This window comes from Vibrio sp. 10N.247.310.98, from assembly GCF_041467395.1.
Taxonomy (GTDB): Bacteria; Pseudomonadota; Gammaproteobacteria; order Enterobacterales; family Vibrionaceae; genus Vibrio; species Vibrio crassostreae_C.
The window spans coordinates 122,313-142,747 of sequence record NZ_JBFSUL010000006.1 but is presented as its reverse complement, the minus strand read 5'-3'; the positions used below and the strand labels follow the sequence as shown (position 1 = coordinate 142,747).

Below are 20,435 nucleotides of genomic sequence, written 5' to 3'. Positions count from 1 at the left end.
CTTTTTAGCTATTTGGTAACTCTAGCTAAGTGAACAGATAAACCATAGTCGAGTTGTTGCTTGCTTAACTATGTGATAAATATAGCAAATAGCCTGACTCGTGTTGTACGTCTCAGGCTGTTTTAGTATTTGAGGCAAATTTTTGACATGCGCGTATCTAACGAACCAGAAAATCAATCACACCTAGATTCTGTTGAACAGCAGGTTGAGCGCTATAAGCAAGTACTCGACGTGATGCCAGCTGGGGTTATCTTGTTAGATACACACGGCGAAGTGAGAGAAGCGAACCCTGAAGCGCATCGTATTCTTGGTGTTGAGTTGGTTGGCGAGAAGTGGTTTTCAGTGATTCAAAGTGCCTTTGACCCAAAAGACGATGACGGTCATGAGATCTCATTGAAGAACGGGCGAAAAGTGCGTTTGGCGATTTCAGCCTCTACCACGGGTCAGCTGATTTTGATTACCGATCTGACCGAGACCCGACTATTGCAGTCTCGCGTGAGTGATCTTCAGCGTTTGTCTTCATTAGGTAGAATGGTGGCCTCGCTTGCCCATCAAGTGCGAACGCCGCTTTCAAGTGCGATGCTGTATGCATCAAACCTTGCCGCGCCAAATCTGCCGCCGGCAACAAAAACGCGTTTTCAATCTAAGCTTATGGATAGATTGCATGACTTAGAGAAGCAAGTGAACGACATGCTGTTGTTTGCCAAAGGTGGTGACAACAAAGTCGTTAAGCCATTTACTGTGGCTGAATTGATCACTGAATTTCACCCTATGGTGGAAGCGGCATTGAAAACTAACCAGATTGATTATTGCCAAGAAGTTGAGGGCGAACAGACTCAAATGTTCGGCAACGCCAATGCTATCGCCTCAGCGTTAAGCAACCTAGTGTTGAACGCGGTTCAAATTGCGGGTAAGGAATCGCAGATCGATGTGTTTTTTAGGCCCGTAAATGGCGAGCTTAAGATATCAGTGCAAGACAGTGGCCCCGGCGTACCGAAAGAGCTTCAAGGTAAAATAATGGAACCCTTCTTTACCACTCGTTCACAAGGTACAGGTCTAGGCTTAGCGGTTGTACAAATGGTATGTCGAGCACATGAAGGCCGACTGGAATTGATATCAGAAGAAGGCGACGGCGCATGCTTTACCATGTGTCTACCGCTTGAAAGAAGTGCTTCTTCTGAAGACTAATAAGTTTTAACTGAATTTACACTGGAGAATCCTATGGCTCAAAGCAAAGTGTTAATCGTCGAAGATGATGAAGGTCTACGCGAAGCCCTTGTCGACACACTCGCGCTTGCTGGCTATGAATGGCTGGAAGCGGATTGTGCGGAAGATGCTCTGGTCAAATTAAAATCGAACTCCGTTGATATTGTCGTATCTGACGTGCAGATGGCGGGCATGGGTGGCTTGGCACTATTGAGAAACATTAAGCAGCATTGGCCAAATTTGCCGGTATTGCTAATGACAGCGTACGCCAACATCGAAGATGCCGTTGCTGCAATGAAAGAGGGCGCTATCGACTATATGGCAAAGCCATTTGCGCCAGAAGTGCTGCTCAACATGGTCAGCCGTTATGCGCCTGTAAAGTCGGATGACAACGGCGACGCTATCGTTGCTGATGAAAAAAGTATCAAGCTAATGATGCTAGCTGATAAAGTTGCGAAAACCGATGCCAACGTCATGGTGTTGGGCCCGAGTGGTTCTGGTAAAGAGGTGATGTCTCGCTACATTCACAATGCTTCTAGCCGAAAAGATGGCCCGTTTGTCGCGATTAACTGCGCGGCGATCCCAGACAACATGTTAGAAGCGACCCTGTTTGGTTATGAAAAAGGCGCATTTACTGGCGCTATTCAAGCTTGCCCGGGGAAATTCGAGCAAGCGCAGGGCGGTACAATTCTGTTGGATGAGATCAGTGAAATGGATCTTAGCCTACAAGCCAAACTACTGCGTGTTTTGCAAGAGCGCGAAGTTGAGCGATTAGGTAGTCGTAAGAGCATCAAATTGGATGTTCGTGTATTAGCGACCAGTAACCGAGACCTTAAACAGTATGTTTCTGAAGGGAATTTCCGTGAGGATTTATACTACCGCCTGAATGTATTCCCAATTTCTTGGCCTCCATTGTGCGAGCGTAAAGGCGATATTGAGCCTTTAGCCAAGCACTTAGTTGAGCGCCACTGCACCAAACTTGGTATGCCTGTACCCGTTATGTCAGCACAAGCGATCAGCAAACTCGTCAATTATCCGTGGCCGGGCAATGTTCGCGAATTAGACAATGTGGTACAGCGTGCGCTAATATTGAGCGAACAAGAGAACATCTCTGGTGAGCACATTCTTCTTGAAGGTGTCGATTGGCAAGACGCAAGCAGCCTACAACAAATCGTTGAAGGCAGTGACGTAGCTGCGCCAGAAATCAAGCCGATTGCCGAAGCAAACCCAATCAATAAAATCGCGGCTAGCAGCGAAGGGTTGGGTAATGAGCTAAGAGATCAAGAGTATGCGATCATTCTTGAAACCCTGATTGCATGTAATGGTCGACGCAAAGATATGGCTGAAAAATTGGGCATTAGCCCACGCACATTGCGTTACAAGTTGGCAAAAATGCGCGATGCTGGAATAGATATCCCAAACTGAGGATAGATTAGTAGTGTCAGCTTTCTGACTAGTGTAATACGATATCTAGTCAACTTAATGTGTGGCACGCTAATTGCTCTGTCAATAATATAGCTAAATAGATGGTCATAATTTTGACTCCTGAGGTAGTAGATGAGAATAGATGGTTTACAAGGCGAAATGCAGGCGATGATGGTCGAAGCTGCCAGCGCGCGTCCCGCAGCAACGGGGCAAGCGGTCGGTGCAGATTTTGGCAACATGCTGACTAATGCCATCAATAATGTGAACTCATTACAAAAGACCTCAGGTGATCTTCAAGCTCGTTTTGATAGTGGCGACCAAAGCGTATCCCTATCGGACGTGATGATTGCTCGTAATAAATCTAGTGTGGCTTTTGAGGCGACGATCCAAATTAGAAATAAATTGGTCGAATCGTACAAAGAGCTGATGAATATGCCGGTATAAGTTGGGTAGTTAAATAGTGGCAGATAATAGTCAAACAACAGATTTAACCGTAAGCGATAGCAACGACCACGCACTTATTGCAGGCTCTGAGCTAGACGGAGAAGGGCAAAATCCCGATCTAGGTGAACGCAGTTCATCGAAGTTCGATATGGCTGTCGGTGATCTTGATTTACTTCGTCAGGTCGTCTTAGTCCTTTCTATCTCTATCTGTGTAGCGCTGATTGTGATGCTGTTTTTCTGGGTAAAAGAGCCAGAAATGCGTCCATTAGGGGCTTACGAAACAGAAGAATTGATCCCCGTTCTTGATTACTTAGATCTGCAAAAGATCGATTACACGCTTGAAGGCAATACCATCTCAGTACCGGCGAGTGAGTACAACTCATTAAAGCTTAATATGGTACGAGCGGGTTTGAATCAAGAGCGAAACGCGGGTGATGACATCCTCATGCAAGACATGGGTTTTGGTGTATCACAACGTTTAGAACAAGAACGCCTTAAATTAAGCCGCGAAAGACAACTTGCCAAAGCCATTGAGCAGATGAAACAGGTGCGTAAAGCTCAGGTTTTATTGGCCCTGCCGAAGCAGAGTGTTTTTGTACGTCATAATCAAGAAGCCTCTGCTTCTGTATTCCTAACTCTAAAAACAGGTACTAACCTCAAGCAGCAAGAAGTTGATTCTGTTGTGGATATGGTGGCAAGTGCCGTTCCGGGAATGAAAACCTCACGTATTACGGTGACCGATCAGCATGGCCGATTGTTGAGCTCAGGCTCTCAAGACCCTATGTCAGCGGCGCGTCGTAAAGAACACGAGTTAGAGCGCAATCAAGAACAAGCGCTGCGTGAAAAAATTGACTCCATCCTGATTCCTATTCTTGGGTTTGGTAACTACACCGCTCAGGTTGATATCCAGCTCGATTTCAGTGCTGTGGAGCAAACCAGAAAACGTTTTGATCCGAATACACCGGCGACTCGAAGTGAATACACCTTAGAAGATTACAACAATGGAAATACGGTGGCGGGTATTCCGGGTGCGTTGAGTAACCAGCCTCCAGCGGATGCCTCAATTCCACAAGATGTGGCTCAGATGAAAGACGGCGCGATGACAGGTCAAGGCTCTGTTCACAAAGAAGCGACTCGAAACTTTGAGCTAGACACCACCATCAGTCATGAACGTAAACAGAGCGGCACGGTTAATCGTCAGACGGTTTCTGTTGCGATCAAAGACCGCCAATCCTTGAACCCAGATACGGGTGAAGTGGTTCATACGCCAATCCCGGCGAGCGAAATCAATGCGATTCGCCAAGTACTGATTGGTACGGTGGGCTTTGATGAAACTCGTGGTGATTTGCTCAACGTATTAAGCATGCAGTTTGCACCTCAAGTAACAGATGTTGTTGCTGATGTGCCAATCTGGGAGCATCCAAACTTCAATGATTGGGTTCGTTGGTTTGCAAGTGCCTTGGTTATCATTGTGGTGGTGTTGGTACTTGTTCGCCCTGCAATGAAGAAACTGCTTAACCCAGCAGCAGACAACGATGAACAGATGTACGGACCTGATGGCATGCCAATTGGTGCCGACGGCGAAACCAGCTTAATTGGTGGTGATATTGAAGGTGGTGAGCTGTTTGAATTTGGTTCAAGTATCGACTTACCAAACCTTCATAAAGACGAGGACGTGCTGAAAGCAGTACGTGCACTTGTAGCGAATGAACCAGAGCTAGCAGCTCAAGTAGTTAAGAATTGGATGGTAGATGGCTAACGAAATAGTTCCACAACAAACTGAAGGCGGTGAAGTGCTTGATGTCTCTAGCGTGGATATCGGCTCTATCTCAGGCGATGAGCGCGCTGCGATCTTGTTGCTCAGTTTAAATGAAGAAGATGCTGCTGGTATTATTCGTCACCTAGAGCCAAAGCAGGTTCAGCGTGTGGGTAGTGCGATGGCGCGAGCTACAGACCTATCCCAAGAGAAAGTAGGCGCTGTGCACCGTGCTTTCTTAGATGATATTCAGAAGTACACCAACATTGGTATGGGCAGCGAAGACTTCATGCGTAATGCGTTAGTTGCTGCTCTGGGTGAAGACAAGGCGAATAACCTTGTTGACCAAATCCTTCTCGGCACAGGTTCGAAAGGTTTGGATTCGCTTAAGTGGATGGATCCTCGTCAGGTGGCGAGCATTATCATCAACGAGCACCCTCAAATTCAAACTATTGTGTTGTCGTACCTCGATGCCGATCAATCGGCTGAGATCCTGTCTCAGTTCCCAGAGCGAGTTCGTCTGGATCTGATGATGCGTATTGCCAACCTTGAAGAAGTTCAACCTTCGGCGCTTGCTGAACTGAATGAAATCATGGAGAAACAGTTCGCGGGTCAAGCGGGTGCTCAAGCTGCCAAAATTGGTGGCCTGAAAGCCGCGGCTGAGATCATGAACTACATGGATAACAACGTGGAAGGCGTCTTGATGGATCAAATCCGTGACCAAGACGAAGACATGGCAACACAGATTCAAGATCTGATGTTTGTTTTTGAAAACCTTATTGAAGTTGATGACCAAGGTGTTCAACGACTACTACGTGATGTTCCACAAGATATTCTACAGAAAGCACTTAAAGGTGCAGATGAAGGTCTACGTGAGAAGATCTTCAAGAACATGTCTAAACGTGCTGCCGATATGATGAGAGACGATATTGAGGCGATGCCGCCAGTCAAAGTCTCTGATGTTGAAGCGGCTCAGAAAGAGATTTTGGGTATCGCGAGGAAGATGGCAGACAGTGGCGAAATTATGCTGTCTGGTGGCGCCGACGAGTTCCTTTAATACAGAAATCTCAAAAGCCCCACACTGTTGGGGCTTTTCTTTATCCAATCTCGAACCACAGATTAACTCAGTTTAACTGCTTGAATTCACAATACAGTTAAGCCACTCATAGATAGGTACTGATATGTCAGGTGATAGAAAACGCGGCTTCCTTCGCCCTGAAGAAGATAATACGGTTGCCCAACCTCAGAAATGGGGGCTGCCTGACTACACCTCTGACGTGAGCAAACAAGCCAAAGAAACCGCTTTTAACTACGACCCTAGTTGGATGCCAACGGTTGAAGAAGCCATTGAAGATGAAGAGCTGGTTCTGACTGAAGAGCAAATCGAGCTGATTAAACAAGGCGCTTATCAGGAAGGGCTGCATCAAGGCCAAGAGGCGGGCTTTAAGCAAGGCTATGAAAAAGGCAAAGAAGAAGGTTTTGCTGCCGGTCACGAAGAAGGCAACGAAGCCGGCAAGCTTGAAGGCGTAACCGCGGGTCAAGAGTACATTCAACAGCAGGTGGCCGTCTTCATGGGGCTGGCAAACCAGTTCGCTCAACCATTAGAGTTGATGAACGCTCAGGTGGAGAAGCAATTGGTCGACATGGTGCTTACCATGGTCAAAGAAGTGGTTCATGTTGAAGTGCAAACCAATCCACAAATCATATTAGATACCGTTAAAGAGTCGGTAGAGTCGTTGCCGATCTCTGGTCATGCCATCACATTGAAGCTTAACCCAGAAGATGTCGCGATCATTCGCTCTGCGTATGGCGAAACTGAATTGGACTGTCGTAATTGGACACTGGTAGCAGAGCCAGCACTCAACCGTGGTGACGTGCAAATCGAAGCTGGTGAGTCGAGCGTTAACTACCGTATGGAAGATCGCGTAAAGAACGTCATTCAAAACTTCTGCGGCGCAAACCGTCACCAGGGTCATGAGTAATGCTTGAGTTAGCGAACCGTCTCAGTCAGTACAAAGTCGAAGGGTTAAAATCACGACCGATTGCCTCAGGTAAGTTAGTACGCGTTGTTGGCTTAACGCTTGAAGCGACCGGCTGTAAAGCGCCAATCGGAAGTTTGTGTTTAGTCGAAACTATGTCTGGTCAGATGGAAGCCGAAGTCGTCGGTTTCTCTGGCGATAACCTCTTTTTGATGCCGAGTGAGCAAATCACCGGGATCTTACCTGGCGCTCGCGTCACGCCAATGACTACCGAAAGTGGTATCCCTGTTGGAATGGAACTGCTCGGTCGAGTGATCGACGGCGTAGGTAATCCACTCGACGGTTTAGGTCCAATCTATACAGAGCAACGCGCTTCATTTAATGCGGAGCCAATCAACCCGTTAGCTCGTAAACCGATTTCTGAACCACTCGATGTCGGCTTGAAAGCCATTAATGGTTTGCTAACCGTGGGTAAAGGGCAACGTATCGGTCTGTTTGCTGGCTCTGGTGTAGGTAAATCCGTAACTCTGGGCATGATGACTCGAGGCACAACTGCGCAAGTAGTGGTCGTAGGCCTAATCGGTGAGCGTGGACGAGAAGTTAAAGAATTTATTGAAGAGATTCTTGGTGAAGATGGCCGTAAGCGTTCGGTTGTTGTTGCCGCTCCTGCCGACTCATCACCATTGATGCGCTTAAAAGGCTGTCAAACCGCGTTGGCTGTCGCCGAGTACTTCCGCGACCAAGGCTTAGATGTTCTGCTACTCATGGATTCATTGACCCGTTTTGCTCAAGCTCAGCGTGAAATTGCTCTGTCTGTGGGTGAGCCGCCAGCAACCAAGGGCTATCCGCCATCAGTCTTCGCTAAGCTTCCTGCGCTGGTGGAACGAGCAGGTAACGGCAATGATGAACAAGGTTCTATCACGGCTTTCTTTACCGTGTTAACCGAAGGCGATGACTTACAAGATCCGATTGCGGATGCGTCGCGAGCAATTCTCGATGGTCACGTTGTGTTATCTCGTGAGATGGCCGATGCCGGTCACTACCCAGCGATTGACGTTGAGAAATCCGTCAGTCGTGTTATGCCGCAAATCACCACTGAAGAACATGTCTTGATGTCGAAAGCGGTAAGGCAAGTGCTGTCTATCTGCCGTAAAAACCAAGATTTGGTGTCGATTGGTGCTTACAAGCCAGGAACGGATCCAGCAATCGATAGTGCCTTCACGTTGAAACCAAAACTGGATGAGTACTTGCAGCAGAAGATGAAAGAGACCGTCCCATACGACATGTGCGTCAACATGTTGAAACATGTATTGGGTGGCTAACGGGTGAATAAGGTTAGTCATGGATAACGCATTAGAATTTTTGCTCGATCAAGCCAAAGATCAAGAGAACCAAGCGGTACTTGCGCTCAACAAAGCGAACTCTGAGCTGCAAGGCTACTATGAGCAGGTTGCGCAGATTGAAAAGTATCGACTGGATTACTGTCAGCAGCTCGTTGACCGCGGCAAGGCAGGCTTAACGGCGAGCCAATATGGTCACTTGAACCGCTTCTTAACTCAGTTGGATGAAACATTATCCAAACAGAGAGAAGCCGAGCACCACTTTAAAAATCAAGTCGACAACTGCCAAAGCTACTGGATGGAGTTACGCAAAAAACGTAAATCCTACGAGTGGTTGATGGAGAAAAAGCAGAAAGAGAAAGCAAAGCTGCAAGATCGAAGAGAACAAAAGCAAATGGATGAATTTTCGACTCTGTTATACAGCCGAAAGAAGATGTGATCCTAAGCCACGAATGACGTCAGTGCTGTTCTCTATATTGTGAAAACCGAACTTATAGGCATGTTTCTTGCTCCGTTTTATATAAAATTGCGCGTTATGCCCACCAAAGGCATGAAAAGCATCCGACTTTCTTTTTGTTGCCTGATTCATGGCAGCAAAGCTAGTAGATAGAGCTTGTATATATGAATGTTAGTCTTTCCTCAAATTCAGCGACCAACAAAATGTCATCGTTGTTGGACACCGGTTCTGCCTCTTCCAAGGTAGAAGAAACCGGCGACTCTAAAGGTTTCTTTGAGTCCTTTAAAGAAGCGCTCGGCTTTGAAGAAAGTGACAGTAAAGTCGCAGCAAAAGACACAGAAAGCACTGCGAAACCTGATACTAAACAGACATCTACCGAAGGTGAAGCGTCAGCCGAAGCGAACAAAGGTGATTCCGCTGAATCAAAGGCTACTGACGAAGTGAGCGAAGCGCAAAGCAAGCAAGCAGCTTCAGAAGTAGAAGGCGAGAAAGCTGCTGATAAAACATCAGCAGAGGCTGCGTCTGGATCTGAGGCTCAGCTCAAAGCCAATTCGGGCACTGATAGCACTGTCGCTGATAAGACTGTTGCAGATGGTAAAGATGCGCAGGATACGACTAACGAATCTAAAGAACATATTGCTCAATCCCAAACTCAGGGTCCATCAGCGGTAGATGGTGCTACGCAGGCATCGCAAGCCAATGCAGCGATGAGCGAAGGCAATAAATTGCTTGGTCAATTGGATGAGGCAAACAAAACCCTAAATCAAGCGCCAAACGGCAAAGGCTTGCCTCAGCAAGGTCAGGTAGAACAAGCCCAAGGTAATATCACCGGTGCTTCTGTTGCAGGAGTTTCCGTTACGGATAAGGCGACACAACAAGCTAAGGCTGCAAATCAGGAGAAGAGCCTTGAAGTCGATTCTGAAATCGCTGTACTTACCGGAGGTAAGGGTGTTTCTCAGCTAACTGATACTGAAATTCGACAGTTGATGGATAAAGGCGTCACTCCAGAACAAATTGAAGCCAGTATGAGCCGAGAGCTGAGCCAAAAGAATGCAGCTAGTGCGGTTGCTGCCGAGCAGAGCCAAGCATTGTCAGCCGTGGATATTGAACTGGCAAAGCAAGTAGATGCCCATACCAAAGCGCTAAACCAATTGAATGGACAAATCGAATCAGAGCAGTCTGTTGTCGATAGCTTGCTTGATAAGCAACAAAGTGGCGCTAAGTTGACGGTTGATGAGCAAGCCGCTTTGGCTAAAGCGACCTCTAACCTAGACCTGTTGAATCAACAGCTCGCTAACGTTCAACAACAAGTAACAGCTTTGCTAAGTCAAGCTCCGGCTGCGAACAGTGCGTCTGGTGAACCCACTGCTATCGATTGGGATAATACGGATTCAAGCGAAACTAAAGCCTTAGCTGCGGCAGCATCAACAGCAGCTGTAGCGACGGCTACACAACAAGTGTCAGCGCAGGCCGCTTCTCAATCAGCAAACAATGCTCTTACGGACAAGGCGGCAATGCTGCACGCCAATAATGCACATGCAGCCCAACAGGCCGCAGCTCAACAAGCTAATGTGGCTTCACCTCAGCAGCAAGCAACGTTGGATCCAGCTTTAACCGCGCAAGGAATGGCGATGAATGCAACGCCAGCTGCCACAAAAGCAGGCTCGACTGATACGCTTCTTAAAGCGGGCGCCGGTGCAGCAGCACTGTCTGGTTTGGGTAAAGCGGGTGCTAAAGAAGATTCTAAAGATTCGACCTTTGCTCAGCAGATCGCTTCTGCGGCTGGTGCACAAGGTACGGCAACGGTGGGTTCAGCACCTACGCGAGCTGAAATTCAAGCTGCTCAACAAGCGCCCTTACAGCTCACCAAAGAGCTAGCCAATGAGCAAGTGGCTGAAAAAGTACAAATGATGATGTCTAAGAACCTTAAGAACTTGGACATTCGTCTCGACCCACCAGAATTGGGCCAAATGAAAATCCGCATGACCATGAATAATGACGTGGCAAACGTGCACTTTACGGTGAGTAATCAGCAAGCGAGAGATGTGATTGAACAAACCTTACCTCGCTTGAGAGAGATGCTTGCTCAGCAAGGTCTGCAGCTTGCCGATTCGTCTGTTCAACAACAGAACTCCGGTCAGGGACAAGATAGATACAACAATGGTGAGCAACAATCCGGCGCTAACCGCACAAATGATACGCAAGGTGATGAAAACCTTGATAGTGGCAGCAATCTTGAATTGAATGTCGCATCAAAGCGTGATGGAATTAGTTATTATGCCTAATATCAGGCTAAGAACGCTTGGTTAATAGAAAAAACCAGTTAATAAAAAGAACCATCAGTTAATCGCAAGAACAGGAAGTTAGAGTAAGATATGGCCGAAGAACAAGATGCACCTAAAGGGAAGAGCAAGCTCCTTATAATTATTATTGCCGTAGTTGTGTTACTGCTTGGTATAGGTGGTGCGCTGTACTTTTTCTTAGGTTCTGACGATAGCGCCTCTGAATCTCAGTCTCAGCCAGCAACGGCTGTGGTCGCTGCAGAGCCGGTTATGTATGTTAATATTCCTCAGCCCTTCTTGTTTAATGTGACAGGTGACAAAAAAGATCGCCTAGTTCAGATAAAAGCACAGCTCATGGTACGTGGCAGTAAGAATGAAGACCTGGCTCGTTACCACTCTCCACTTGTAGAAAGTACGCTACTGGCCACGTTCGCTTCGGCAACGGTTGATCAATTGCGCTCACCAACAGGCCGCGTGGAACTGCGTAATAAGGCAACAGAAGATATTAAAGCAAGCCTGGCTCAAGCTGTTGGCCAGCCTGTGATTGAAAAAGTGTTATTCACTGACTTCGTAATTCAATAGGTAATTTGTGACCGATTTATTAAGCCAAGACGAAATTGATGCGCTGTTACATGGCGTTGATGATGTTGAAGAAGTTGAAGATGTCTTAGAAACCGAAAATGACAATGCGGTCAATTTCGACTTCTCATCTCAAGATCGAATCGTCCGTGGTCGAATGCCGACCCTTGAACTTATTAACGAGCGCTTCGCACGTCATATGCGTATCAGCTTGTTTAATATGTTACGTAAAACGGCTGAAGTGTCGATCAACGGCGTACAGATGATGAAGTTTGGTGAGTACCAAAACACATTGTATGTACCCACCAGTTTAAACATGGTTCGTTTCCGTCCATTGAAAGGTACGGCACTCATCACCATGGAAGCTCGTCTGGTTTTCATTCTCGTAGAGAACTTTTTTGGCGGTGATGGTCGTTTCCACGCCAAGATTGAAGGTCGTGAATTCACGCCTACTGAAAGACGAATCATTCAGTTACTGCTGAAAATTGTTTTTGAAGATTACAAAGAAGCTTGGTCGCCAGTGATGGGGGTTGAGTTTGAATACTTGGATTCCGAAGTGAACCCAAGTATGGCGAACATTGTGAGCCCAACCGAAGTGATTGTTGTGAGTTCGTTCCACATTGAAGTGGATGGCGGTGGTGGTGACTTCCACGTTGTCATGCCTTACTCCATGGTTGAGCCGATCCGTGAACTGCTTGATGCGGGTGTTCAATCAGACAAGATGGAAACCGATGTTCGTTGGAGTACCGCACTGCGTGATGAGATCATGGATGTGCCCGTCAATTTCCGCGTGAATTTGCTAGAGCAAGATATTTCCCTTCGTGATCTGATGGAGCTGCGCCCTGGTGATGTTATCCCAATGAACATGCCTGAGCACGCAACCATGTTTGTCGAAGAACTGCCGACTTATCGTGTGAAAATGGGCCGTTCTGGTGAGAAGCTTGCAGTACAGATTTCGGAAAAAATTCAAAGACCACATGTGGTTAAAACTGATCTCGCTTTTCTAGGTAAAGACTTATTGTCTGAGCTCGAAAACAGTGATGATGACGAATAGTAAAATAGATAAAAGTATAGGAATTGGTAATGGAACCTAGTGAAGATCAAAAGCTAGCAGACGAATGGGCTGCAGCACTTGGTGAAGATCCTTTAGCGCCGTCAATTGATGTTGATGATGTGCTTGCGGCACCACTTGATGAGCTAACCGATTCATCATCTCCGATTTCTGAAGATGAGCGTCGTAAGCTGGATACCATTATGGATATTCCAGTGACTATTTCGATGGAAGTTGGTCGCTCTCAGATCAGTATCCGTAATTTACTTCAGTTGAACCAAGGTTCGGTTGTTGAGCTAGATAGAATTGCTGGTGAGTCACTGGATGTGATGGTAAACGGTACCTTGATTGCTCACGGTGAAGTGGTTGTAGTAAACGACAAGTTTGGTATTCGCTTGACTGACGTTATTAGCCAGACAGAACGAATTAAGAAGCTGCGTTAATGAGCTTTTTGTCTCAAAGACTTGCGGGCTCTTTTCTCGGAATGACAGGTTTGTTACGAGGAATCTTGGGAGTAGGGCTATTAACGGCTCCTTCCATTGCCTTTGCAGCAACACCGCCTTCTCTCGATTTAGCGACCACCTTTGGGTCGCTAATTTTCGTTATAGCCTTCATTTTATTTATTGCTTGGCTACTCAAGCGAATGCAAGTACCTGCGATGTCGAATCAACAAGGTTTGGCGATTGTTAGGCAAATCCCTGTTGGTACTAAAGAGCGTATCGCTATTGTGCAAGCGGGTGATGAACAGTTCTTGGTAGGGATTACCACACAATCGATTCAGCTGATCTCTAAGCTCGATAAACCTCTTACTCAGGAGATGCTGGAAAAAAGTACATTTTCAAGTCAGCTTTCCCAGCTAATAAAAAAAGATGCAAACAAGTAACGGACTTTTGAACTCCTCTTACTTTCACCAAGCCGGAGCTTTCCGAGCGGTGAAAGTGTGGTTGGTTCAGCTTATTCTCCTATGCTCAATCGTATTCAGTGTGTCGGTATTTGCACAAGCTGAAGACGGCACCGTCATTCCTGCGAATACCGCTGGCTCGGAATCGGTCACTATCAGCACGATGGAACAAGACCAAGCCAAATCGACAACCATGACCACGGGCAGCTTGACTGGCAATGGTGGCGGCATACCTGCCTTTACCATGACAACCAATGCCAATGGCGGTGAAGACTACTCGATTAACCTGCAAATTCTCGCGTTAATGACCATGCTTGGCTTCTTGCCGGCGATGGTGATTTTGATGACATCGTTCACTCGTATTGTGGTTGTGATGTCTATCTTGCGTCAGGCGATGGGTCTACAACAAACACCGTCTAACCAAGTCATTATTGGTATCGCGATATTCTTGACCTTCTTCATCATGTCGCCAGTGATTAATCAAGTTAACGAACAAGCAGTTCAGCCTTATCTTAATGAACAGATATCGGCACGACAGGCATTTGATGTTGCCCAAAAACCGATTAAATCCTTCATGCTCAAGCAGACTCGAATCAAAGATCTTGAAACCTTTGTTGAGATTTCTGGCGCGGAAGTGACTAACCCTGAAGATGTTTCGATGGCGGTTCTGATTCCAGCATTTATCACATCGGAATTAAAAACGGCTTTCCAAATCGGATTTATGCTGTTCTTGCCTTTCCTAATCATCGACTTGGTGGTGGCATCGGTATTGATGGCTATGGGTATGATGATGTTGTCACCGATGATTGTATCGCTGCCGTTTAAGTTGATGCTGTTTGTTCTTGTTGATGGCTGGAACTTGATACTCTCCACACTCGCCGGCAGTTTTGCCTTGTAGCTGGGGGAATAATGAATCCTGAAATATTCGTAGAGTTGTTCCGAGATGCCCTTTGGATGGTATTAATCATGGTTTGCGCCATCATTATTCCTAGCCTGCTGATCGGTTTGGTTGTGGCTGTTTTCCAAGCTGCGACCTCAATCAACGAACAAACCCTGAGTTTCCTGCCGCGTTTGATCGTAACTTTGTTGGCGCTGATGCTATTCGCACACTGGATGACCCAGATGATGATGGAGTTCTTTTTTGAGCTCATCGAACGCTTGCCGCAAGTTCTGTATTAAACCGATATGGAATACCCAACGAGCCTTGTACTAGAGTGGTTAGCCAATTATTTTTGGCCATACACTCGCATCTCAGCGATGCTGATGGTGATGACGGTAACAGGGGCACGCTTCGTGTCGCCGCGTATTCGTCTGTATTTAGGCTTGGCGATCACTTTTGCGGTGATGCCTGCGATTCCGGCCGTTCCCAAAGAGATTGAACTTCTGTCCTTTCAAGGCTTCCTGACTGTCTTCGAGCAAATTGTGATTGGCGTGGCCATGGGTTTTGTTACCCAGTTCATGATTCAAACCTTTGTTATGCTGGGTCAGATCCTCGGTATGCAATCGAGCTTGGGTTTTGCATCAATGGTCGACCCGGCTAACGGGCAAAATACGCCGGTACTTGGTCAGCTGTTCATGCTGCTAGCGACCATGTTTTTTTTGGCGACCGATGGTCACTTGAAAATGCTGCAGCTGGTGGTGTTTAGTTTTAAGACCTTGCCGATTGGCAGTGGCTCTCTAACCTCTGTGGATTTTCGAGAGCTCGCGTTGTGGCTCGGCATCATGTTCAAAACGGCATTAGCGATGTCATTGTCGGGGATTATTGCGCTGCTAACGATTAACCTTTCTTTTGGTGTAATGACGCGTGCGGCACCTCAATTAAACATCTTTTCTTTGGGTTTTGCATTTGCGCTACTCGTGGGTCTGTTACTTTGTTGGTACATCCTTGGCGGCTTGTATAGTCACTATGAGCTATTCTGGATGCAGGGCGAACAACAGATATGTCGTCTAATCCGGTTAGATTGCTAGGAGACTGAAATGGCAGAGTCAGACGGTCAAGAACGCACAGAAGACGCCACGCCCAAACGCTTGCAACAGGCCAAAGAGAAAGGGCAGGTTGCAAGGTCAAAAGAGCTAGCGTCAGCATCGGTATTAATTGTCGGTGCGATTGCTTTAATGTGGTTTGGCGAATCGATGGCGAAGGCTTTGTTCGAGGCGATGCAACGCCTGTTCTCTTTGAGTCGCGACGAGATCTTTGACACTAACAAACTCCTAGAAATCGCTGGTGGTGCACTGGTGAACCTGCTGTTCCCGCTGTTTTTGATACTGATAACTTTGTTTGTTGCTGCCGTCATCGGCGCTGCGGGTGTCGGTGGGATTAACTTCTCAATGCAAGCGGCGATGCCAAAGGCGTCTAAGCTCAACCCACTCAGTGGTATCAAGCGTATGTTTGGCCTGCAAAGTTGGGTTGAACTGCTCAAGTCTATTCTTAAAGTAGCGCTCGTATCGGGGATGGCGATTTATCTGATTCAAGCCTCTCAGCATGATTTAATGCAGCTGAGCATGGACGTCTATCCACAAAACATCTTCCATGCCTTGGATATCTTGCTCAACTTTATTCTGTTGATCAGTTGTTCTTTGTTGATTGTTGTGGCGATTGATATCCCATTCCAGATTTGGCAACACGCTGATCAGCTGAAGATGACTAAGCAAGAGGTGAAAGACGAATTCAAAGACACCGAGGGTAAGCCTGAGGTGAAAGGTCGAATTCGCATGTTGCAAAGGGAGGCGGCTCAGCGTCGTATGATGGCCGATGTGCCGCAAGCGGACGTGATAGTCACCAACCCAGAGCACTTCTCAGTGGCGCTGCGCTACAAGCAGAATCAAGACAAAGCACCAATTGTGGTTGCTAAAGGTGTCGACCACATGGCGATGAAGATCCGAGAGATTGCGCGTGCAAACGACATCTATATAGTTCCAGCGCCGCCATTGGCGAGGGCGCTTTATCACACCACTGAGCTAGAACAACAAATTCCTGACGGTCTGTTTACGGCAGTTGCGCAAGTGCTTGCATATGTTTTCCAGCTTAAACAGTACCGAAAACGAGGTGGTGAGCGACCAAAACTGCAAGATTCTAATATGCCGATCCCACCTGATTTACGTCATTAGATCAATTGCTTGAGCTCTGCGTGATGAACCCTGATAATAGTGAGCTAGCTAATCTTCCTTTTATAGAGGTGATGGCGATAATTTGACGTGAGATGTTGGTACAGTGTTTGCTGTAGTAGCCTGAACATTATAAGCCCATAGCAAAACAGCCCTGACTAAGATCTAATCCACTTGTTCAGAGAGCTACAACATAGCGAAACTGTCTAGATTTATGAAATTCTCCCTGCCTTTTGTGGACAAGCTACCTAAAATCCCTAACCGTGCCATGCCTGCGATTGGTGCACCTGTTATGGTACTTGCAACGCTTGCTATGGTGGTGTTGCCCATTCCAGCTTTCTTGTTGGATATGTTCTTCACCTTCAATATTGCACTGTCTATGGTTGTGCTATTGGTATCGGTTTATACCCGCAGGCCTTTAGATTTCGCTGCATTCCCGACCGTCCTGCTGATTGCGACTCTACTTCGATTGGCCTTGAACGTTGCTTCGACACGTGTGGTATTGCTCCATGGTCACGAAGGTGGCGACGCGGCAGGTAACGTGATTGAAGCCTTCGGTAACGTGGTTATCGGTGGTAACTACGCGGTTGGTTTAGTGGTGTTCTTGATTCTTATGATCATCAACTTCATGGTTGTAACCAAAGGTGCGGGTCGTATCTCGGAAGTAAGCGCGCGTTTCACGTTAGACGCCTTACCGGGTAAACAGATGGCAATCGATGCCGACTTGAACGCAGGTTTGATCGACCAAGACCAAGCGCGTCTGAGACGTTTTGAAGTCACCAAAGAAGCTGACTTCTACGGTTCGATGGACGGTGCTTCTAAGTTTGTTAAAGGCGATGCGATCGCTGGTATCTTAATCTTATTCATCAACATCATTGGTGGCTTGAGCATTGGTATGGCTCAGTTTGATCTTGGTTTTGGTGAAGCAATCGAAATCTACACGCTACTGACTATCGGTGATGGTCTGGTTGCACAAATTCCATCTCTATTACTGTCTATTGCAGCTGCGATGATGGTAACGCGCCAAAATACTGATGAAGATATGGGTGAGCAACTTGTCTTCCAGATGTTCGACAATCCAAAAGCCTTGATGATCACCGCCGCCATCCTTGGCATCATGGGTATTGTTCCGGGTATGCCACATTTCTCGTTCTTGAGCCTTGCCATCGTTGCAGGCGCGGGGGCGTATTACATCGATAAAAAGAACAAGAAGAAGGCGGAAGAGCCTAACCTTCCGGCGACAGTTGAAGCGAATGGAGAAGTAGGCTCTCAGAAGGAGCTCTCTTGGGATGATGTTCAACCTGTCGATATTATTGGTTTAGAAGTGGGTTACCGTTTAATTCCTTTGGTTGATAGAGACCAAGGTGGTGAATTGCTTGAACGCGTTAAAGGTGTGCGTAAAAAGCTGTCTCAAGACTTTGGTTTCTTGATCCCAGCGGTACACATTCGCGATAACCTAGAACTGACACCAAACAGCTACCGTATTACCCTGATGGGTGTTGCTGTGGGTGAAGCTGAGATTAAGCCAGACATGGAGCTCGCGATTAACCCGGGCCAAGTCTATGGCATGATCGATGGCGAGCCGACGATTGACCCTGCCTTTGGCCTTGAAGCGGTTTGGATTCGTGAAGAGCAGCGTGAACACGCACAAGCTCTAGGTTATACCGTTGTAGATTCTTCTACAGTACTGGCGACACACCTTAGCCAGCTGCTAACCAACAACGCATCGCAGCTCATTGGCCACGAAGAAGTTCAGAACTTACTTGAGATGCTCAGCCGCTCAACACCTAAGCTGGTGGAAGGTTTTGTACCGGATCAATTGCAGTTGGGTGTGGTTGTGAAAGTGCTACAGAACCTGCTGAATGAAGCGATTCCAATTCGTGACATTCGAACCATAGTCCAAACTTTGTCGGAGTATTCAGGTAAGAGTCAAGAACCTGACATACTTACTGCGGCGGTTCGCATCTCATTGAAACGATTAATTGTTCAGGAAATCAATGGTATAGAGCCCGAGTTACCAGTGATAACCTTGATTCCTGAGCTGGAACAAATCTTGCATCAAACCATGCAGGCATCCGGCGGAGAATCTGCTGGTATTGAACCTGGTTTAGCCGAACGTTTACAGACCTCTCTCAGCCACGCTACACAAGAGCAAGAGCTGAAAGGTGAGCCCGCGGTACTATTGACCTCTGGCGTGTTGCGTTCGACTCTGGCTAAGTTCGTGAAGAACACGATCCCAAGCTTGCGAGTCTTGTCTTACCAAGAAATACCGGACGAAAAGCAGATACGTATAGTACAAGCTGTTGGTAATTAAGCCGCCTAATTAGAACGGACAATCGAATTGAAAATTAAACGATTTTTTGCAAAAGATATGCGAACGGCTCTGCTCCAAGTTAAAGAAGAACTTGGTTCAGAAGCGGTGATCATGTCTAACAAAAAGGTCGCAGGTGGCGTGGAAATTGTTGCCGCTATTGATGGCGAATCCAGCCCGTCGACAGCGAGCCAGAGATTAAATAAACCTCAGCAGCCTGCACAAAGCCAATATACGCAAATGGCCGCGCCCGCAGCTCCTGCTGGGCGACGTCAACTAGACGATGACAAGGTTAGCCTACAGTCGAATGTTGAAGGTGGACGCTCAATGACTAAGCGCTTTGCGAATATGCTTAAGCAATACAGTCATGGCGCCGATGATGAGCCACAGCATCGTGCAGAAAATGAAGATTCATTGTCAGCATTGCTCAATCGCCAATCAAGCACGGGCCATAAGCCTCATAGTCATCAGACTCAAAGCAATTTGCAGTCTCATGGCCATCAGCAATCTCACGGTAACCAACAGTCTCACGGAAATCTTGATTCTGCATTTGCTCGTGAAACGGGTTTGTCTAAGTTGATTGCTGAAGACCGCAGAGTAGAGCGCCCGACACCTCGCTTGGATCCTACCCGTTATGATCGTGGTCGAGAGAACACTCAGTCCAAAGGTTCTGATACTGAAATGGAAACGATGCGCGAAGAGATGACCTCAATTCGTCGTCTGTTAGAGCATCAAGTTTCTGGGTTGATGTGGCAAGAAGTTGAGCGCCGTGAACCACTGAGAGCCATGCTTATTAAGCGCCTTGAACGTATGGGTGTATCTGCAGAGCTTGCCGATCAAATGGCTTGCTACATTCCTGAAGATACTAAACCTGCACGTGCATGGAAGGCTCTGTTAGCTCTGGTTGCTGACCAAATCTCCGTTACACAAAAAGATATTTTAAAACGCGGCGGTATTGTGGCTCTACTTGGCCCAACCGGCGTGGGTAAAACAACGACTGTTGCAAAGCTAGCTGCACGTGCTGCCATGGAATATGGCGCTGATAACGTCGCACTAGTGACAACTGACACATATCGTATAGGTGCACATGAGCAGTTATCGATCTACGGCCGAATTATGGGTTGTCCTGTAAGAGTTGCTAAAGATTCTAGCGAACTGGCCGATGTAATATATCAGTTACGTAATCGTCGCCTGATTCTGGTCGATACTGCAGGCATGGGACAACGAGATGTTCGCCTATCTGAGCAGTTAGACACATTGATGCAAGAGAGTGGTTCCGTTATCAATAGCTACCTTGTGTTGCCTGCAACCGCGCAACGCAAAGTGCTGCAAGAAACAATTGAACACTTTAGAAGAATCCCGTTGTCGGGATGCATCATGACTAAGCTGGATGAATCCCTAAGTCTAGGTGAATTCATCAGTGTCGTAATACAAAATGCATTACCAGTTGCTTACATAGCAAATGGTCAACGAGTTCCTGAAGATATCGTTATAGCTCAGCCAAAGTACATGATTGCTAAGGCTAATGAGCTATTAGAAAAATCTACAGAGAATGAACCTCATTACTGGAATAGCGATTCTGAAGGGCTCTAGGCGGCG

19 protein-coding genes are annotated in these 20,435 nt (G+C 46.9%); all 19 read left to right on the top strand.

Annotated elements, in window-relative coordinates:
• Nucleotides 1–147: 147 nt before the first annotated feature.
• Nucleotides 148–1,188 carry a PAS domain-containing sensor histidine kinase gene (locus AB6E78_RS04605; protein ID WP_017060686.1) on the top strand — a complete coding sequence of 347 codons (1,041 nt, stop codon included), beginning with the start codon at nucleotides 148–150 and terminating at the stop codon, nucleotides 1,186–1,188.
• Nucleotides 1,189–1,221: 33 nt separating this feature from the next.
• A complete protein-coding gene (locus tag AB6E78_RS04600; RefSeq protein WP_017060685.1) occupies nucleotides 1,222–2,631 on the top strand; it encodes a sigma-54 dependent transcriptional regulator in 1,410 nt (469 codons plus the stop codon).
• 132 nt (nucleotides 2,632–2,763) lie between these two features.
• Complete coding sequence (gene fliE, locus AB6E78_RS04595) at nucleotides 2,764–3,075, top strand: flagellar hook-basal body complex protein FliE (protein ID WP_017060684.1); 312 nt, start codon at nucleotides 2,764–2,766, stop codon at nucleotides 3,073–3,075.
• Between the two features lie 16 nt (nucleotides 3,076–3,091).
• Nucleotides 3,092–4,834, top strand: a complete 1,743-nt coding sequence (fliF, locus tag AB6E78_RS04590) for a flagellar basal-body MS-ring/collar protein FliF (RefSeq protein WP_017060683.1) — start codon at nucleotides 3,092–3,094, stop codon at nucleotides 4,832–4,834.
• Entirely contained in the window at nucleotides 4,827–5,888 is a 1,062-nt protein-coding gene (gene fliG, locus AB6E78_RS04585) for a flagellar motor switch protein FliG (protein ID WP_017060682.1), read from the top strand. The genes fliF and fliG overlap by 8 nt, the downstream gene beginning before the upstream one ends.
• A gap of 124 nt (nucleotides 5,889–6,012) precedes the next feature.
• Complete coding sequence (gene fliH / locus AB6E78_RS04580; RefSeq protein WP_017060681.1) at nucleotides 6,013–6,813, top strand: flagellar assembly protein FliH; 801 nt, start codon at nucleotides 6,013–6,015, stop codon at nucleotides 6,811–6,813.
• On the top strand, nucleotides 6,813–8,132 hold the full coding sequence (gene fliI / locus AB6E78_RS04575) for a flagellar protein export ATPase FliI (RefSeq protein WP_017060680.1): 1,320 nt from the start codon (nucleotides 6,813–6,815) through the stop codon (nucleotides 8,130–8,132). The genes fliH and fliI overlap by 1 nt, the downstream gene beginning before the upstream one ends.
• A 19-nt stretch (nucleotides 8,133–8,151) precedes the next feature.
• Complete coding sequence (gene fliJ, locus AB6E78_RS04570; RefSeq protein WP_017060679.1) at nucleotides 8,152–8,589, top strand: flagellar export protein FliJ; 438 nt, start codon at nucleotides 8,152–8,154, stop codon at nucleotides 8,587–8,589.
• A gap of 182 nt (nucleotides 8,590–8,771) precedes the next feature.
• On the top strand, nucleotides 8,772–10,892 hold the full coding sequence (locus AB6E78_RS04565; protein WP_372110031.1) for a flagellar hook-length control protein FliK: 2,121 nt from the start codon (nucleotides 8,772–8,774) through the stop codon (nucleotides 10,890–10,892).
• A 90-nt stretch (nucleotides 10,893–10,982) separates the two neighbouring features.
• Complete coding sequence (gene fliL, locus AB6E78_RS04560) at nucleotides 10,983–11,471, top strand: flagellar basal body-associated protein FliL (protein ID WP_017060677.1); 489 nt, start codon at nucleotides 10,983–10,985, stop codon at nucleotides 11,469–11,471.
• Between the two features lie 7 nt (nucleotides 11,472–11,478).
• Nucleotides 11,479–12,522, top strand: a complete 1,044-nt coding sequence (gene fliM / locus AB6E78_RS04555) for a flagellar motor switch protein FliM (protein WP_017066374.1) — start codon at nucleotides 11,479–11,481, stop codon at nucleotides 12,520–12,522.
• Between the two features lie 29 nt (nucleotides 12,523–12,551).
• Nucleotides 12,552–12,962 (top strand): flagellar motor switch protein FliN, encoded by a 411-nt coding sequence (gene fliN, locus AB6E78_RS04550; protein WP_004736208.1) that lies wholly within the window; start codon nucleotides 12,552–12,554, stop codon nucleotides 12,960–12,962.
• A complete protein-coding gene (fliO, locus tag AB6E78_RS04545) occupies nucleotides 12,962–13,402 on the top strand; it encodes a flagellar biosynthetic protein FliO (protein WP_017060675.1) in 441 nt (146 codons plus the stop codon). The genes fliN and fliO overlap by 1 nt, the downstream gene beginning before the upstream one ends.
• Complete coding sequence (gene fliP / locus AB6E78_RS04540) at nucleotides 13,389–14,318, top strand: flagellar type III secretion system pore protein FliP (protein ID WP_017064117.1); 930 nt, start codon at nucleotides 13,389–13,391, stop codon at nucleotides 14,316–14,318. Before fliO ends, fliP begins: the two co-directional genes overlap by 14 nt.
• An 11-nt stretch (nucleotides 14,319–14,329) precedes the next feature.
• Entirely contained in the window at nucleotides 14,330–14,599 is a 270-nt protein-coding gene (gene fliQ / locus AB6E78_RS04535; protein WP_029235191.1) for a flagellar biosynthesis protein FliQ, read from the top strand.
• Nucleotides 14,600–14,605: 6 nt separating this feature from the next.
• Entirely contained in the window at nucleotides 14,606–15,388 is a 783-nt protein-coding gene (gene fliR, locus AB6E78_RS04530) for a flagellar biosynthetic protein FliR (RefSeq protein ID WP_017060672.1), read from the top strand.
• A gap of 9 nt (nucleotides 15,389–15,397) precedes the next feature.
• A complete protein-coding gene (flhB, locus tag AB6E78_RS04525) occupies nucleotides 15,398–16,528 on the top strand; it encodes a flagellar biosynthesis protein FlhB (protein WP_017060671.1) in 1,131 nt (376 codons plus the stop codon).
• A gap of 211 nt (nucleotides 16,529–16,739) precedes the next feature.
• Entirely contained in the window at nucleotides 16,740–18,839 is a 2,100-nt protein-coding gene (gene flhA, locus AB6E78_RS04520; RefSeq protein WP_017064115.1) for a flagellar biosynthesis protein FlhA, read from the top strand.
• Between the two features lie 27 nt (nucleotides 18,840–18,866).
• Nucleotides 18,867–20,429: a flagellar biosynthesis protein FlhF gene (flhF, locus tag AB6E78_RS04515; protein WP_029235190.1), complete on the top strand. Its 1,563-nt coding sequence runs from the start codon at nucleotides 18,867–18,869 to the stop codon at nucleotides 20,427–20,429.
• The last annotated feature ends 6 nt before the right edge of the window (nucleotides 20,430–20,435 follow it).

Excerpts from the sequence above, each read along its gene's own strand:
- AB6E78_RS04600 (WP_017060685.1), top strand. The coding sequence starts at position 1,222 with ATGGCTCAAAGCAAAGTGTTAATCGTCGAAGATGATGAAGGTCTACGC.
- fliL (WP_017060677.1), top strand. The coding sequence starts at position 10,983 with ATGGCCGAAGAACAAGATGCACCTAAAGGGAAGAGCAAGCTCCTTATA.
- fliH (WP_017060681.1), top strand. The coding sequence starts at position 6,013 with ATGTCAGGTGATAGAAAACGCGGCTTCCTTCGCCCTGAAGAAGATAAT.
- AB6E78_RS04605 (WP_017060686.1), top strand. The coding sequence starts at position 148 with ATGCGCGTATCTAACGAACCAGAAAATCAATCACACCTAGATTCTGTT.
- AB6E78_RS04565 (WP_372110031.1), top strand. The coding sequence starts at position 8,772 with ATGAATGTTAGTCTTTCCTCAAATTCAGCGACCAACAAAATGTCATCG.
- fliR (WP_017060672.1), top strand. The coding sequence starts at position 14,606 with ATGGAATACCCAACGAGCCTTGTACTAGAGTGGTTAGCCAATTATTTT.
- fliE (WP_017060684.1), top strand. The coding sequence starts at position 2,764 with ATGAGAATAGATGGTTTACAAGGCGAAATGCAGGCGATGATGGTCGAA.
- fliO (WP_017060675.1), top strand. The coding sequence starts at position 12,962 with ATGAGCTTTTTGTCTCAAAGACTTGCGGGCTCTTTTCTCGGAATGACA.
- flhB (WP_017060671.1), top strand. The coding sequence starts at position 15,398 with ATGGCAGAGTCAGACGGTCAAGAACGCACAGAAGACGCCACGCCCAAA.
- fliI (WP_017060680.1), top strand. The coding sequence starts at position 6,813 with ATGCTTGAGTTAGCGAACCGTCTCAGTCAGTACAAAGTCGAAGGGTTA.
- fliP (WP_017064117.1), top strand. The coding sequence starts at position 13,389 with ATGCAAACAAGTAACGGACTTTTGAACTCCTCTTACTTTCACCAAGCC.
- fliJ (WP_017060679.1), top strand. The coding sequence starts at position 8,152 with ATGGATAACGCATTAGAATTTTTGCTCGATCAAGCCAAAGATCAAGAG.
- flhA (WP_017064115.1), top strand. The coding sequence starts at position 16,740 with ATGAAATTCTCCCTGCCTTTTGTGGACAAGCTACCTAAAATCCCTAAC.
- fliQ (WP_029235191.1), top strand. The coding sequence starts at position 14,330 with ATGAATCCTGAAATATTCGTAGAGTTGTTCCGAGATGCCCTTTGGATG.
- fliG (WP_017060682.1), top strand. The coding sequence starts at position 4,827 with ATGGCTAACGAAATAGTTCCACAACAAACTGAAGGCGGTGAAGTGCTT.
- fliN (WP_004736208.1), top strand. The coding sequence starts at position 12,552 with ATGGAACCTAGTGAAGATCAAAAGCTAGCAGACGAATGGGCTGCAGCA.